The 14,623-nt window shown below is 47.9% G+C and carries 17 protein-coding genes; 6 read left to right on the top strand and 11 right to left on the bottom strand.

Translation table 11 applies throughout. From position 1 onward, the window contains the following. Nucleotides 1-55: 55 nt before the first annotated feature. The 4 genes from serC (at nt 56) to ACFSUB_RS00685 (ending at nt 3,379) form a co-directional block, all read left to right on the top strand. Nucleotides 56-1,138, top strand: coding sequence for a 3-phosphoserine/phosphohydroxythreonine transaminase (gene serC, locus ACFSUB_RS00700; protein WP_380711268.1), 1,083 nt, complete (start codon nt 56-58; stop codon nt 1,136-1,138). A 249-nt stretch (nt 1,139-1,387) separates the two neighbouring features. Then, nucleotides 1,388-1,744, top strand: coding sequence for a YtxH domain-containing protein (locus tag ACFSUB_RS00695; protein ID WP_380711267.1), 357 nt, complete (start codon nt 1,388-1,390; stop codon nt 1,742-1,744). 116 nt (nt 1,745-1,860) lie between these two features. Next, nucleotides 1,861-2,406 (top strand): HTH-type transcriptional regulator Hpr, encoded by a 546-nt coding sequence (locus ACFSUB_RS00690; protein WP_380713141.1) that lies wholly within the window; start codon nt 1,861-1,863, stop codon nt 2,404-2,406. Nucleotides 2,407-2,830: 424 nt separating this feature from the next. Next, nucleotides 2,831-3,379, top strand: a complete 549-nt coding sequence (locus ACFSUB_RS00685) for a DUF3267 domain-containing protein (protein ID WP_380711266.1) — start codon at nt 2,831-2,833, stop codon at nt 3,377-3,379. A 12-nt stretch (nt 3,380-3,391) separates the two neighbouring features. Here ACFSUB_RS00685 and ACFSUB_RS00680 read toward each other — a convergent pair whose 3' ends face one another. Then, nucleotides 3,392-3,967, bottom strand: coding sequence for a YpmS family protein (locus ACFSUB_RS00680; protein ID WP_380711265.1), 576 nt, complete (start codon nt 3,965-3,967; stop codon nt 3,392-3,394). A gap of 130 nt (nt 3,968-4,097) precedes the next feature. Here ACFSUB_RS00680 and ACFSUB_RS00675 point away from each other — a divergent pair, with 130 nt between their 5' ends. Further along, entirely contained in the window at nt 4,098-4,280 is a 183-nt protein-coding gene (locus ACFSUB_RS00675) for a hypothetical protein (protein ID WP_380711264.1), read from the top strand. A 65-nt stretch (nt 4,281-4,345) separates the two neighbouring features. On the opposite strand, the gene ACFSUB_RS00670 is transcribed toward ACFSUB_RS00675, so the two are convergent. Continuing rightward, nucleotides 4,346-4,432 (bottom strand): YjcZ family sporulation protein, encoded by an 87-nt coding sequence (locus ACFSUB_RS00670; RefSeq protein ID WP_090925630.1) that lies wholly within the window; start codon nt 4,430-4,432, stop codon nt 4,346-4,348. A gap of 24 nt (nt 4,433-4,456) precedes the next feature. Continuing rightward, on the bottom strand, nt 4,457-4,540 hold the full coding sequence (locus tag ACFSUB_RS00665; RefSeq protein ID WP_090925629.1) for a YjcZ family sporulation protein: 84 nt from the start codon (nt 4,538-4,540) through the stop codon (nt 4,457-4,459). Between the two features lie 151 nt (nt 4,541-4,691). Here ACFSUB_RS00665 and ACFSUB_RS00660 point away from each other — a divergent pair, with 151 nt between their 5' ends. Next, complete coding sequence (locus ACFSUB_RS00660) at nt 4,692-5,594, top strand: peptidylprolyl isomerase (RefSeq protein ID WP_380711263.1); 903 nt, start codon at nt 4,692-4,694, stop codon at nt 5,592-5,594. Nucleotides 5,595-5,716: 122 nt separating this feature from the next. Here ACFSUB_RS00660 and ACFSUB_RS00655 read toward each other — a convergent pair whose 3' ends face one another. The 8 genes from ACFSUB_RS00655 to ACFSUB_RS00620 all read right to left on the bottom strand — a co-directional run bounded on the left by ACFSUB_RS00655 (nt 5,717) and on the right by ACFSUB_RS00620 (nt 14,580). Then, nucleotides 5,717-5,977 (bottom strand): sporulation YhaL family protein, encoded by a 261-nt coding sequence (locus ACFSUB_RS00655; protein WP_245736819.1) that lies wholly within the window; start codon nt 5,975-5,977, stop codon nt 5,717-5,719. Between the two features lie 61 nt (nt 5,978-6,038). Continuing rightward, nucleotides 6,039-7,367, bottom strand: a complete 1,329-nt coding sequence (locus ACFSUB_RS00650; protein WP_380711262.1) for a sensor histidine kinase — start codon at nt 7,365-7,367, stop codon at nt 6,039-6,041. 11 nt (nt 7,368-7,378) lie between these two features. Beyond that, the gene (locus ACFSUB_RS00645) at nt 7,379-8,062 is read right to left on the bottom strand and encodes a response regulator transcription factor (RefSeq protein WP_380711261.1); all 684 of its coding nucleotides are present in this window, start codon (nt 8,060-8,062) and stop codon (nt 7,379-7,381) included. A 67-nt stretch (nt 8,063-8,129) separates the two neighbouring features. Next, nucleotides 8,130-11,048 (bottom strand): ATP-binding protein, encoded by a 2,919-nt coding sequence (locus ACFSUB_RS00640; protein ID WP_380711260.1) that lies wholly within the window; start codon nt 11,046-11,048, stop codon nt 8,130-8,132. After that, complete coding sequence (locus ACFSUB_RS00635; RefSeq protein WP_380711259.1) at nt 11,038-12,270, bottom strand: metallophosphoesterase family protein; 1,233 nt, start codon at nt 12,268-12,270, stop codon at nt 11,038-11,040. Before ACFSUB_RS00635 ends, ACFSUB_RS00640 begins: the two co-directional genes overlap by 11 nt. Nucleotides 12,271-12,448: 178 nt before the next feature. Further along, entirely contained in the window at nt 12,449-12,820 is a 372-nt protein-coding gene (locus ACFSUB_RS00630) for a hypothetical protein (RefSeq protein WP_380711258.1), read from the bottom strand. Nucleotides 12,821-12,898: 78 nt separating this feature from the next. Continuing rightward, nucleotides 12,899-13,549 (bottom strand): lytic transglycosylase domain-containing protein, encoded by a 651-nt coding sequence (locus ACFSUB_RS00625; protein ID WP_380711257.1) that lies wholly within the window; start codon nt 13,547-13,549, stop codon nt 12,899-12,901. 191 nt (nt 13,550-13,740) lie between these two features. After that, the gene (locus ACFSUB_RS00620) at nt 13,741-14,580 is read right to left on the bottom strand and encodes an HAD hydrolase family protein (RefSeq protein WP_380711256.1); all 840 of its coding nucleotides are present in this window, start codon (nt 14,578-14,580) and stop codon (nt 13,741-13,743) included. Nucleotides 14,581-14,623: the final 43 nt, after the last annotated feature.

The raw sequence follows: 14,623 nt of genomic DNA, 5'->3' as shown, positions 1-14,623 counted from the left end.
CTTCTGCACGTTTCAGACAGGCGGCTCCGACATACATTGAAGGAGTGGAAGCACATTGACAAGAGCTCATAATTTTAACGCAGGCCCGGCTGCTCTTCCCGAGGAAGTACTGAAAAAGGCCGGGGAGGAAATGCTTGATTTCAACGGCACGGGAATGTCGGTCATGGAATTAAGCCACCGCAGCAAGGAGTATGAAGAAGTACACAACGAAGCAGCAGCCGGTATCAAAGAACTGCTGCAGGTGCCGGATACCCACGAGGTCCTGTTTCTGCAGGGAGGAGCAAGCCTGCAGTTTCCAATGATCCCTATGAATTTTCTGCCTGACGGCGGCAGAGCCAACTATATCCTGACCGGTTCCTGGTCGGAAAAAGCGTTAAAGGAAGCGCAGCTTCTCGGTCAGACAAAGGTCGGGGCGTCGTCTGCCGAACATAACTACACATACATCCCCGGGATGGAAAATATGGATGTAGATGAGACGGATGCTTACGTTCACATCACATCCAATAATACGATTTTTGGTACACAGTGGCAGACACTGCCTGACTGGAAGTCGCCGATCATCGCCGACATGTCCAGTGACATTCTAAGCAGACCGGTCCCGGTGGATCAGTTCTCGCTTATTTATGCCGGCGCCCAGAAAAATCTCGGTCCTTCGGGCGTTACCATCGTTATTATAGAAAAAGAAATGCTTCATAAGATACCGCAGTCCATTCCTACATTCCTGCGCTATGACACGCATGCGGACAAGAACTCTTTGTATCACACACCGCCGACTTTTGCGATTTATATGCTGAGGTATGTGCTCGACTGGATACGAAACCGCGGCGGCGCCGAAGGAATGCAGGAGCGAAACAACGAAAAAGCCTCCCTGCTGTATGACACGATTGACCACAGCGGCGGATTTTACAAAGGACACGCAGAAAAAGACAGCCGTTCCAACATGAACATCACCTTTAACCTTCCGAGCGAAGAGCTGAACAAAACCTTTCTTGAAAAAGCTAAAGAAGCAGGATTTGTCGGCCTGAACGGCCACCGCTCTGTCGGCGGATGCCGGGCTTCGCTGTACAATGCAGTATCTCTCGAATCATGCGAGGCTCTCCGCACGTTTATGCTGGACTTTCATAAAAAGCACGGATAGCCCCGGGTCATCCACCCTGTCAACGCCGGCTGCGCAGCCGGCGTTTTTTTGTTGATCCGGCGTGATGTAAAAAGAAGTGTCGATTCGTGATCCCTAAAATATGAAAGCGATTACTTTTTCCATCCTGCTATTTTTCTAACTAATAAAAGCAGATTGTTCTTTTCATTTTTTTGATTTTTCTCTATACTGTTATCAGAGAATAATATTTATAGAAAGAAAGAACGTAGGAGAGAAAGGATAGGTGGTATCGTGGATTCGAAATCATTAATTTCCGGACTTTTTGCAGGTTTGATGGCAGGAGGCATTGCTTCCCTCCTTTCTGCGCCGGCATCCGGGGATGAAACGAGACAATACATGAAACAGTACAATTGGAAAAACGTGAACCGTCTTCTTTCCCGAAAAGGGCGGGCAGCCGTTTATGATTGGCGTTATGCTGCCACTGAGGGGCTCGAAGCGGTAGACGGCCTTACCCAGGAGATGAAAAAAACCTACAGCCGCTACAAACAGGAAGTAGAGCCGGAAATGGAAAGCATTCAGGAACAAATCAAGGAAATTTCCGATTCCATTACGGAGTTGAATGAACGAATTCGTAAAGAGTCTGAATAATCCCTCAATAAATGTCGATTCATCTTTATGTAAGAACACACAATATCTTTTTATTACAATAATACTTGGAAGGAGGCAGATAATTGGAACATTCTCCAGCTTCTACAAAACAATCCATGTTGTTCTGCCACAAATTTGCCCAGTTAACCAAAGCACTATGGAAATCAGTGGAAAAGGACTGGCAGCAGTGGATAAAACCTTATAATCTTAATATTAACGAACATCAAATATTATGGATTGCCTATCATCTGGAAGGTGCCTCCATTTCCGATATTGCAAAATTCGGTGTCATGCATGTGTCCACCGCATTTAATTTCTCAAAAAAGCTCGAGGAAAGAGGTCTTTTATCTTTTTCCAAAAATGCAGATGATAAAAGAAATACGTATATTGAGCTGACCGGTGAGGGGGATCGTCTGTTTCTCGAAACCATTGAGGCATATGAGCCTGATACGTACAGCGTGTATGACGGAGCCCTTCCAATGAAAGAGTTGTACGGAAAATTTCCTGATTTCACCGAACTCCTGACGATTATACGATATGTGTATGGAGAAGATTTTATGCATATATTCGAAGAGACGATCAATACGTTCGATGAAGAGTTCACCGAAGAAAACGGGTCATTGGTTCCTGAAGAAAAAACAACCTCGGGACCTTCGATGTAACGTATACCAAATACACGGAAGTACGAAAGTATTGTATAATGAACCGGGGCGTATCTGACTCGAAAGAGCACAGCGCCTTTTTCGGTAAGCGGGAATAAGGGGATGGTCAAACATCATGCGGCGCCTGCGGCAGACGGATGATGTTTTGTACCATCCTCCCTTTTTATGCCGAAAAACCCTGGGATCTTTCTTCATGCTGCTTCCCTTTTCATTGCCTTGTATACCTGAATAACTGCATGGAACTGTCCTGCAGCTTACATTTAAAATAGGTGTTCCATTCCTGACCTTAAGGATGTGAATTCGCTTTATCGACTCTTTAAATTGTCGAAATTCTTTTTCTTTTTATGGATTTTGCCGTGCCTATTGATTTTTGCAGGTGCAAGCCTTACATTATTCACGTAAGAATTGAAAGGGGGGATCTCCCGTGAACTGCTGGAAATCCATTAATGTAAAAAGAGACTATCATACTTCCAGGTTGATGATATTTTCTTTCAGTATGATAATCGTCACGTTTATTCTCGGCTACCTCGGCCTGAGCCTGTATCATAGAAATGATGCGTATACGGAACTTAGTATGCTGCACACCCTGCTTTTTCTGATATTACTGTTTCCGGTGCACACCTTTCTTCATGTGATACCGTTGCGGTTTGCGGGGGTCCACATCGACTGGAGCCGGTTACTTTTCAGACGAAAAAGAAAAGCAATGCAGTTTCTTAAATTCACAAGACCCGTTACCCGCAATTACTATATCGGAGCCATGATTTTTCCAGCCTGCATCATCAACGTTGGTGCTGCAGCGGGGGCCTTTCTCTTTCCTTCGCTCATGCATTACTTCGTACTGGTGTTTTCCTTTAACTCCGGTCTTGCGGTATATGACTTGATTTATATCAAGCAGCTTCTTGGCGCGCCGCGTCACTGCTATATTGAACAAAATAGAAATGGACTCGATATATTAGTAAAGCAGCCGGTATAACGGCTGCTTTTTTTACTTCCCTACGTTGAACACGATGTTATTATTTTCCGGCTGAAACTGCTCCACTCTTAACGAATAATCATCTCCAATCGTTATTTGGTTCATCCGAATTCGGATCTGCTGGTTCTCTGCATCGATATCCGCCGCTTCGGGAAGATCTGCCTGAGAGGCAAGCAGCGTCATCGCCTGCTGATTGGGAAGATTGAACGCTCCGACAGATACCTGCTGCAGCGTCAGCAGAAGATCTCCATTTTCCACGGCTTCTGTCTCAAATGTCATGACCGCTTCAATGCTCCGTCCCAGAAAATCAATTCCGGCCGTCACCTCTGCCGTTTCTCCGGCAAACTGAATGTTGACCTGCTCGGACCCTGCTTCTTCCTGAAGCAGTTGATTCAACTGATCTGTCGTGGCTTGTACCGTGAAATATTCCTGGAATTCTCCGCCGGCGCTGTTATCTTCGGATCCAGTTTCTCCGTTGTCTACCGACGGCGATGTGAACCAGAAAAACAAAAGGATTATACTCAACAAAAGAGCGCCTGCCAGAATGAAAAACGCCCACTTCCATACGTTTATGGCACGACTATGCATACTTTCACCTGCTTTCCTGAAAGACCTCGTTTTCTCTCATATTTTCTCTTATATTGTACTAGAAAAAAACTATCTTTTTACAACATCTTTTGTTAAGGTATAATAGATACATGGTATTGGGGGTAAAAAGATGCTGATTGCATTGTTCGGATTATTTTCGCTGACCTATTTATTCGTAATAAATTCTATGACTAATGCCCTCTGTGTCCAAAAGGAGATACCGGCAGAACGCCAGCCGAAAATTTTCAGAACCATTAATATTCTGCTTACAATCCTTCTTACATCCACATTCGTCGAATTGTGGTTCATCTAAACGATGGATGCGGTTTCTGTATGTACAAGAAGCTTTCCCGAATAAATCGGGAAAGCTTTTTTTCGTTAATAGATCCAGGCAGCGCCTACGATGACAAGCAGAATAAACAGCACCACAATCAGCGCAAACTGAGAACCATATTCATATCCCATAGTATTTCCTCCTCTCCTCAAGATTTAATACCAGGCTGCACCTACGATAATCAGCAGAATGAAAAGGACGACAACTAAAGCGAAGCCGCCGTAATACCCTTTTGACATTTCACCACCTCCTAACACGCTTTCTGGAATATGTTATGTCGCTGCCCGGATGTTTGTTTAGGCTTTTCACCCGTTTTTTCTTTTTTTTATGGTTTGTGGTATGATATAGATTGTCTAAAAGCTGGACATTTCATGAGGGGGTTGGAGGAATTTGTATCAATTAATTCTAAAAGCGGGGACAGCTTTGACAGCTGTAGTATGTCTGGCTTCCTGTACGGGAGAAGGTCAGGCTGATACCACCGGGGACGTCGTACAGGTTAATGACACGACCATTACAGAGGATGCTTTGACAGCAGAATTAAGGGAACGTTACGGAAAGCAGGTGCTCCAGGATATGGTGCACACTAAAATCATCGAGGATAAAGCAGAGCAGCTGCAGATAGAGCCCAAGCAGGTGGAACAGGAATTACAGACTCTCAAACAACAATATGAAGTGGAAACAGATAAAGAGCTGCTTGCATTGCTTCAGTCCCAGTTCCAGCTTCCGGTTGATTCCATCGACTCTCTGAAAAAAGACGTGCTGCAGCCGCAGCTTGTACGCCGGCAGATGAACGAAGCTGTTGAATCGTCAGAGGAAGACAAGCGTTCTTATTATGAAGAACACCGGGAAGAGCTGGAGTCCGTGTCTGCCCGTCACATTCTGGTAGACGATGAGAAAACAGCTGTTGAAGTAAAAGATAAGCTCGCAAACGGGGCTTCCTTTGAAAAACTCGCCGGTGAATACTCGACGGACGGTTCAGCATCAAGCGGCGGAGAACTGGGGACTTTCACACGCGGACAGATGGTGGAACCCTTTGAAAAAGCAGCGTTTTCCATGGAGGCGGGCAGCATCAGCGACCCCGTGGAAACCGAATTCGGCTATCATATCATCGAAGTGCTCGACCGGAAAACGACGTATGAAGATCTCGAGAAAGACGTGGAAGAAGCAGTACGCAGGGAGCAGATTCCTACGGAAGAGGAATGGATGCAGAAGCTGATGGATGAATCCGATATTCAGATCAAAGACGCCCTGTACGAAGACTGGATACAGCTTCAGAACACCAAGTCCTCATAAGCAGGAGAAAAACATAGATAAACAGGCGCACATAAAAAGGAGCCGGAAATGTTCCGGCTCCTTTTTATCAGAAATGACGGCGGTGTGGATTCTGTTTTTGAAGCTTTTGGTTGAAAGCCATGTCAGGAGGAGGCGCGTTTTTTCTCCCGCTCCTCTTCCATTCTGCGGATAAAGACCCGTCCTTCCTGTTCAATCCAGCGGTCATCTTCTTCTTTTTCACTGCGGCTTGTTTTCCACCACATGAAACCGCTGAAAACAATGCCGAGGCCGCTCAGTAGAACCCAGGATGGAGCAGCTGTTATTCCTGCAAAACGCTGCCATACAACAAGCAATACGAACAAACCAATGAGAGTGAGCAGTACTTTTTTCGGTCGTTGATCCATAATGACCTCCTGTTCTTGTCCGGTTGTGTTCCCATGTATATGCTTGTTTATTTTTATTATGTCAGGTTTTCGGCAGAAAAATCCGGAATTCCACCCCGTCTTCGAGATTCTCTACATCGGCTTTGCCGTGATGCAGCTCCGCGATACGATGCACAATAGCCAGACCAAGACCGAACTGGCCTTTATTACCTTTTCGAAACGGCGCAAACAAAGACGCCATTTCTTCTTCCTGAATCTGTTCGCCGTTATTGCGGACACGGATCCAAATATCGTCTTCCCCGATGTTTTCCGCTGACATCCAGACAGTGTCGCGGGCGTACCTCATTGCATTTTCCACGAGATTTTCCATCAGGACCTGAAGATGCTCAGGATCCGCCTTCAGTTTCACATCAGGCCCCTGGATAACAAACGTCAAATCATCCCGCTGCATCCGGAAGCGCTCTTCAATCCGGTAAGCAAGAGACCCAAACACCATCTCTTCCAGGTTGATTGTTTCTTTCTGAAGGGTATCGAGTTTAGTGAAGTACAGCATGTCTTTGACCCGTTTATCCATGCGGTCCGTTTCATCAAGAATAACATTCATGGTGTCTTCAAGATTATCCTTAGGGAGCACTCCATCTTTCACCGAATGCGCATACGTTTTCACGACCATGATGGGTGTCTTCAGTTCGTGGGAAGCATGCTGGATGAATGTTTTCTGGGAGCGGTCATAACGAATGAGATTCTGACGCATCTTCTCGAATTGATCGGACAATCTCTGAAAATCTTCATCCCCTTCCCAGCGGATCGGCTCTTTCCAGTTCCGCTTGGCAATCTGTTCAAAACGATTCCCCAGTTCACGAAAAGGCTGACGCAGGTACCGTTTCAGCCAAATGGCCGGAAGCAGACTCAAAAGACTCGCAATAACAAGAAGATAAATCAGCCGTTCCCATAACCGGTTCACCATTAAATCCCGGTACGTATCCCACATAAAAGAAATTTGATACGCTTCCTCCCCGTCAGACTGAATCCGGGTAATGACGTAGAACAACGTAGCATCATTGTAGGTTAACTCGTACCTTTCTCTCTGCTCCTCCTGGCTGCCTGCATTCTGGACCATTTCTTTCAGGACATCATCCGGTGGAACCGGTTCCCCCCGCTGTTCGCCGTCCAGCAAAAAGACATGCCCGACCGAACGTTCGGCTTCCCTCCGCTCGATAAAATTCATTTCCGATTGCGGCAGCGAAAAATGTTCGCTGAATGGATTCGCCATGCGCGCCTGCTCCTGTTCAATAATCCGGTAGGTTTCCTCTGTCAGAGTACCTTTAATGGAAATCGGATAAACAATCACGACGGTTAATCCCATCAGCACCACCAGGGCAATAAAAGAAAACCAGATACGCCGGGTCAAGTTTACCTTCATCATGAGGATAAAATACGGTATCCGTAACCGTAGAGTGTCTCAAGATGAATGCGGGGCATTTTTTTGCGGACACGCCGTACGACATCATCTACGGCCCGCTCGGATCCTACATAGTTCTCGCCCCACACGTTTTCAATAATGGCTTCTCTGGAAAGAGCCTTTCCCACGTCTTCGGTGAGAAGAAGCACAAGGTCCATTTCTTTCGTTGTTAAATCCAGCGGTTCTTCCGGGTTTTCCCGGTCCGTGATGACGCGGGCCTCGGGATCAATCAGGTAATCATTCAATTCGATTTTTCTGCTTTCCTGGCTGCCGGCACCATAGACACGCGAGAGAAGTTTTTTCGCCCGGATAAGAAGTTCCTGCGGAAGAAACGGCTTCGCCAGGTAGTCATCACTTCCCATTTCAAGACCAAGAACGCGGTCGAGATCCTGATCTCTCGCAGAAATAAAAATAACCGGTACATCGCCCTCTTCTTCGCGGATACCTTTAAGAACCTGAAATCCGTCCGTACCGGGAAGCATAATATCGAGCACCCACAAATGAGGCGGTTCCTGGACAGCTTCCAGCGCATCGGCACCGTTCTCATACACGGTGACCTGCCATCCTTCTTTTTCCATATAGGCTTTCAGTACTTCCGACAAATTCGCTTCATCTTCCACTAAATATACGACATAATTATTCATTCATCCGATTCCTTTCCCAACAAGAATGTCGTCCATCAGTCTGCCCTGATTCATCTTCGTCCGCTGCTCAGAGCAGCGTGCGCGTATATGAATCGCCGGCATCCGCTGCCTTCTCTTCAGAAGAAACAGGACGGTGTCTGATACCGGACGGTGATTCAGGAATATGTTCACATGTGAAATACAAAATCTGTCTGCGGGACGACAGGTTTGTCAAAAGAGAAAAAACCATGCTTTGTCGTTCCCTGTCAAAGTTAACAAATGGATCATCCAAAATAAACGGCAGGGTCTGGTTGTGATGATAGCTTTCTGCCAAAGCGAGGCGAAGAGACAAATACAGTTGTTCCGCTGTGCCGCGGCTCAGTTCCTCCGGCGTAAAACGAAATCCGCGGTTGTCTTCAACGATAAACGTTTCCTCACCAAGCGGGGCAAATAATCGTTCATAATGCGATGCTGTCAGATAGGAAAAATACGAGGAAGCCTTGCGGATGACTTCCGGCTGTCTTTCCTGCTCATACATGGATTTTGCTTCATTCAGTATCTCCCGGGCTGCCCTGTATGTTTTCCAGGTTCGCGCGAGATGGTGCAGTTTCGACTTTTTCTCTTCATACTGCTGCAGCATCTGTTCGTACGTTCCGCCTTCTTCAACGGTCCGGATTTCCTGATGTACAGCGGCCAGTTTATTCCTGTACCCATCTTCTTCAGTATCCAGTTCCTGCTCTGTTTCTTCGATATCCTGAACCGCTTCATCCGGATCACGGTCATCGTTTTCGAATGTTTCAAACCATGCAGCCGTCGTTTCCTGGTCAGCAAGAGAACGACGCATCCTGTCCAGCAGCCAGTTTTCTTTGGCTTTCCATTCGTTATACTGTTTTTTTGCCTCGACGGCCTGCTGAAATTCTTCTTCGGAGTGGACTCCGCTTAAATGATACAGATTCTGAATCGAATGCTCTGCCTGCTCTCTTCTCGCTCTATAGTAGTGTTTACGGCTCCGCACCGTTTCCCAGTCCCGGAGGTCCTGCTCGTACTCCCTGTGTTTCGTTTCCTCCTTTTCCACTATGTTCAATGCCGCATGAATGGTTTTTTCCACCGGTTCCGCGGAGATACCTGCTGCAGCAGCCGCTTCCGCTGTTTCCTGTTCGATATCAGAAAGAAGCTGGGCCAGCGTCTTTATTTCCTTTTCCACCGTCTGCAGCTGTCTTTGTTCTTTCTGCCATTCCTGGACGGCGGTAAAAAAGGCAGAGGCCTGCAGAAGCGATGACGGGGACGGGATATCGTGCGTTGCGGCCCATTTCTCCATCACATCCTCCAGTTCCTGCTGCTTTTCCCGGGCTTCCTGCTTTTTATCCAGCGTGGACTGATACGCGTTGACTTCGCGGTCATACTCCCATTGTTTCTCCCGGATCGTTGTCTCCAGACGCTGATCTGCATGAAGTTCCGCTGTCTGCTGCGCGGTATCTTTGTCCGGGTTATCAGCACCGCTCTTCCCGGCACGGAACTGGTGCTGCAAAATCCAGAGAACAGCAGCAGACAACCCGGCTCCGAACATAATCAAGCCCATCAGCCAGTGACCGGTTATCATCTCCCACATTCCCAAAGTGAAAAAAATAACGGAAGCCAGCTGCAGCAAAAGGACCGGGTGCTGCCAGAGCGGGCGGGTGCCGTTTTTCCCTGTTTGCTGCTTATCGACAGCGTCCCTGCTGTGCCGTTTCTCTTCTTCAGAACGACGATACTGTTCATGAGTATCCAAATCTTTTTGCAGTAACGCAAGCTGATCCTGATGCTGCTGCACCTGTTCCTCAAGAAGCCGGATGCGCTCCTGCAGCCCCTTCGCTTTTTCAGTAATATCATGCAGCTCTTCTTCAGCGCTCATCGTCGTCCTGGCTCCGGCGAGTTCGGACTCCTCCGCAATCCCAAGCCGACGCTGTTTTTCTTCCAGGTTTTTTTTATGCCGGGCTGCTTCCTGCTGGAGCCGGTTATAGTCCTCCCTGTATTTTCGATACACAGGAAGCTTCTCCTTCAGGGCATAAATGCTGTCCCGGGTTTCCCGTACCGCCCGGTTCACCGCAGCTCCCTGATTTCTTCCGGCAAGCTGCTGCTCGGCAAGCGCCTGCTTTTCTTCCTCGGCGGCGGCCTCTTTTCGCTGCTCATGATAAGCGGTGCTTTGTTCCTCCCAATCAAGCGAGACGTGTTCAAACGGCTCCAGCCTCTGTACATGATGATAGACTTCCTGTAATTCACGATACACAGAAAGCAGCGTCTTTCTCCTTTGCAGCTGCTCCTTTTCCACCTTCAGGTCAGCCTTTTTATGTTTGAGTTCTGCCTGTTTACTTTCTATGTCCTCTCTTTGACGGACGAGACGGTCATACGTGTCAAATCTGGCTTCCCACTCCCGCAGTTCTTTCTTATGTTCATGAAGTTCCTGGAGAAGGACATTCATTTCAGGTTTTTGTCCTTTTGGTTTATACAGCTGATCCAGATGGTGCTGAAGCTTTTTTTCGATGGAAGCAATATGTTTGGTGCCCGTCATCCCCGCTTCGTAAATATACTGATTTAAATCGCTTCCCTGCAGCTGTTGAATCTCGCCCAATCCCTCAAGGCCGAAACAGAAAATCCCCTGAAACATCCCACGGTCGAGGCTTCCTAACAATCCCTCCAGCCACTCTGCTCCGTGCTGTCTGCCGTCTCCGGTATAAACGAGAACCTCCCCGGCTGATTTTTTTCCGGCGGTCCGCTCCACTACTGCCTGCGTCCCATCTTCCAGCCGTATGGTGAGGCTTCCTCCGTGACGGCTCCCTTCTTTGGGCTCATAACGGCGGGCCTGTTCTTTTTTGCTTGGAAAACCAAACAACACAGCCTGGATAAATGCACGGATGGTCGATTTTCCCGTTTCGTTCTTCCCCTGAAAAACGTGAAAAGAAGAATCCACTGTTATCTTTTCATCCTGAAACTTTCCAAAGCCGTAAATGTGGAGTGCTTCAATCCTCATCCGCCGTCTCCTTTCCCCACAGCTGCCACAGCAGCCGTTCTGCATCTTCCAGCACATCCTGCGTCTCTTCTTCACGATCCTGGGAAAGATACATGCCCGGTCCTTTCGATTGATGTAACACGCTCCATGTCTCTTCCAGCTGCTTTGACTCCTGTTTCAGCTTAGCAGCCGCTCTTTGGACATCACCAAGAAAATGGTTTTCCTTTTCAAGTCCTTCCTGCTGCAGATCAGCAATCGTAGCATCCTCAAGCCGGTACACATAAAAGAATGGACGCTCTGTTTCACCGATTCTGTTTAAGGCTTCCTGCCATCCTTCTTTCTCCTCTTCCAGGTAATCGCTCAGCATACCGCGTCCGCTCAATATGATCTCAAGCCACAATCCGGCCGCTTGCTCGTATTCCAGCTCCGATACGCAGCGGATTACTTTGTCTGTCAGCTCATCAAAACCGGAACAGTCCTCAATCGAAATATCCAATGCCGCAAATACAACACCTGCTGCCTGCCGGAACGTCACCTCAACGGCTTCTTCATCAAGCTCCACCAAAGAGTACCCTTTTTCTCCTGTTTCATTGCGGTGACGTCCCTGAATATTGCCGGGATAACCGATTCGTTCCGACAAAAACTGTCTTGTATGTATATGACCGAGCGCCCAGTAGTCAAAACGCTTTTCCTCCAGTTCTTCTTTGAGAAACGGGGCGTAGGAGTGACTGTCTTTCTTTTTTTCCTCTCCGTGCAAAAGCCCGATATGAAAAGGAGCCCCAGGTTGTTTTACAAATTCCGCGGCCACGTTTTGCTGCGTTTTCCCTTTGTAGCTGCACCCGTAGAGATGGGCAGCCGGCGCGTCGTGTTTATGGAATATTTTCATTTCCGGCTCCGTATCGAAAACATACACATTTTCCGGCCATCCGGACGGAGCGTACCGGCGGTCCACCGGGTCATGATTGCCATAAATCAGATAAACGGGAATTTTGTTTTGATTCAGTTTTTCAAACTGCTGCTTCAAAAAGATCTGATGTTTCAGGCTGCGGTTCTCCTGGTCAAACAGGTCTCCGGCGATAATCATAAAATCAACATGGAGTTCCACCGCATCCTGAACCATATGTTCCACCGCATGGTCTATGCTGTTTTCCAGCTGCTCTTTCAATCGTCGTTCTGCCCCTGCCCCCGCCGGAACAGTGGATCCGAGATGGAGGTCGGCAGTATGGATAAACCGCAGTTTCATCGTGCATCTCAGCCTTTCCTGCATGCTTTATTTTGTTATTATATCATGAAAACGTGAACATACGGTCGTATATTTTAGAAATTGCTTAAAAACCAAACAAAGCGCTTCCGGCTGTCCTTTCTGATAACCGGAAACGCTTTTTTCTTCTCAGAGTCCGTGATATGCCCGGACCCGGTATTTAAAACAATGTGGAGATCGCTGCGAGGGCGGTCAAAGGCAGGATGAGCCGGCGGAAGCGGGCTCCCTGACCGTACCCGCCGTATCCCCCGTATCCCCCGTATCCTCCATGTCCGCCGCCATATCCGCCGTAGCCGCCGTAACCACCGGGATACTGCCGGTTCACCGGCTGATTGCTACCGCCGGCGCCCGGCATTGCCTGTGCATTCGGACCGGCCATCGGTGCGGAATTGTTTTCCGGCACCAACATGTACACATGGTTGTTATCCACATTTTCCATATAGCCTTCTATCTGTTCGTTGTTGTTCATCTGCACCAGGACATAGCGTCCGATATTCTGCCTGCATATCTCATGCATCTGCATCGGGTTCATCTTGACATCCGCCTCCTTTTTCACAGACATTCTATTCAGGAAGCAGGACGGATGTGCAGTGGCAAAAATCCCCGGGACCTATGATTCTGCATCCGGCAGAGAAACCGGTTTATGGTTATTTTCATAGGCATCGGAAAAGGAAAGCACTTTTTCCACGTACCAGTCCGCCTGGTTATATTGAAACAGCGCATCCCGCAGGCTCCCATCAGCTGCGCCGTTCGCGGCAAGATAATTAGCCGTCGAAAAAACAGCGTCTTTCATATTATAGGGATCTGCTTTTCCGCTGTTGTCCGCGTCCACTCCGTAACCGCCGTGTTCTTCAATGGCTGCTGTATCTGTCAGCGCTTCACGGGAAACGTCAATATCCCCTTTCCCCTGACACCCTTCATAACTCCAGCCGATAAAGGAGCAGGGCATGAACTGGGTATGGCCGACAGCACCGACCGGGCTTTCCAGCTCGTCCATTGTGGAAAATACTGTTTCCACCCGGTGAACCGCTGCCAGCACTTCCCACGACACACCATATTCATTTTCAGCTTCTCTATATATTGAAAGGTATTTTTCAGGTACTTCATTTTCTGCAAAAGACGGTGCGTTCTCTTCACGGGAAGGAGAAGGGGAATACTCCTTTTCCGGCATGACGTTCCATATCACGACTGCCGCAAAAAACATCATGATGAACAATAGGAATGCAGATGAAAATCGTTTCCGGCGTTTGGAAGCTGCCATATTTCATACCTCCCCCTTTCCATCTTAAACAACATAAGGGGAGATACCCAAGCGTCCGTTTCATGAACATTTTATCCGTATGGAAAACGCCGCTTCCACGAACCCGTTTATAAAGGTCACTTCAAATAAATGAACCTGGGTCTAGAACATGAAAAAAGGAAGCTGCCCTGATAGGAACAGCTCCCTCCATATTACACTTCCACTTTCATCTGCTTTCGGAATACTTCTTTTACCATGTAGGCCAGGCCGTTTTGATCGTTGGACCTTGTGATCCAGTCTGCATGCTGTTTTACTTCATCCGGGCTCTGTCCCATGGCTACGCCGATTTCGGCCATATCAAGGACTGAGATATCAGCTGTCCCGGAACCGATGTAAATCATTTCTTCAGGTTCAATGCCAAGTTCGGACATTAACCAGGTCAATGCATGTTCCTTGGATGCTTCCTCTTTTTTTATCGTTAAACTGTTTTCCTGCTGGTCCACACGGATACCTGGTATTTTTTCCTCCAGCAGTCCGCGGCAGTGTTCAGCATCCCGGGTGCTTTCGAAATGGCCGAACAAACGAAGCGCACTCAACTGCTTTTCCGCCGCGGCCGCAGACACCCTGTCTGTATACGTCTTCGGCTGAAAAAGTCCTTCTCCCAGGCTGAATTGAATTTTTCCCAGCATATTTTTCGAAGCCGGTTCTTTGTTTTCCCATTCATAATCCTGGCTTTCCAGCTGGATGCGGCATGGATACATTTCCATGCACACAGTGGCATCATACACCATTTCAGCGGGCATATAAGCTTCAAGAATCGGCGTGCCGGACTGTCCGGCTGTAAGTGCCCCACCGTGGCAGATCATTTCATGCTCCATCTTTAAATGCCGGGCCGCTTTTTTCGCAGCTCCAAAACTGCGGTTCGTTACGAGAAGAGTATATACCCCTTTATTTCGAACAAAATCTACAGCTTCTTTCGTCTCCCGGCTCATTCTGTCATTGGACTTCAAAAGGACTCCATCAATGCTCATGGCTAGCAGTCGATATCCCACGTCATGTCCCTCCTTGGCGCCTGGCCTGATCTACCGTCATCCT

Source organism: Salibacterium lacus (genome assembly GCF_042684865.1).
GTDB classification, from domain to species: Bacteria; Bacillota; Bacilli; order Bacillales; family Marinococcaceae; genus Salibacterium; species Salibacterium lacus.
The sequence above is the reverse complement of the archived record's forward strand: the minus strand, read 5'-3'. Positions and strand labels throughout refer to the sequence as shown.

Bases quoted from the DNA above. Each gene is read 5' to 3' on its own strand.
- ACFSUB_RS00640 (WP_380711260.1), bottom strand. From the start codon at position 11,048: ATGAGGATTGAAGCACTCCACATTTACGGCTTTGGAAAGTTTCAGGAT.
- ACFSUB_RS00635 (WP_380711259.1), bottom strand. From the start codon at position 12,270: ATGAAACTGCGGTTTATCCATACTGCCGACCTCCATCTCGGATCCACT.
- ACFSUB_RS00655 (WP_245736819.1), bottom strand. From the start codon at position 5,977: ATGGATCAACGACCGAAAAAAGTACTGCTCACTCTCATTGGTTTGTTC.
- ACFSUB_RS00680 (WP_380711265.1), bottom strand. From the start codon at position 3,967: ATGCATAGTCGTGCCATAAACGTATGGAAGTGGGCGTTTTTCATTCTG.
- ACFSUB_RS00630 (WP_380711258.1), bottom strand. From the start codon at position 12,820: ATGAACCCGATGCAGATGCATGAGATATGCAGGCAGAATATCGGACGC.
- ACFSUB_RS00665 (WP_090925629.1), bottom strand. From the start codon at position 4,540: ATGTCAAAAGGGTATTACGGCGGCTTCGCTTTAGTTGTCGTCCTTTTC.
- ACFSUB_RS00690 (WP_380713141.1), top strand. From the start codon at position 1,861: ATGTTGTTCTGCCACAAATTTGCCCAGTTAACCAAAGCACTATGGAAA.
- ACFSUB_RS00670 (WP_090925630.1), bottom strand. From the start codon at position 4,432: ATGGGATATGAATATGGTTCTCAGTTTGCGCTGATTGTGGTGCTGTTT.
- ACFSUB_RS00645 (WP_380711261.1), bottom strand. From the start codon at position 8,062: ATGAATAATTATGTCGTATATTTAGTGGAAGATGAAGCGAATTTGTCG.
- ACFSUB_RS00675 (WP_380711264.1), top strand. From the start codon at position 4,098: ATGCTGATTGCATTGTTCGGATTATTTTCGCTGACCTATTTATTCGTA.
- ACFSUB_RS00625 (WP_380711257.1), bottom strand. From the start codon at position 13,549: ATGGCAGCTTCCAAACGCCGGAAACGATTTTCATCTGCATTCCTATTG.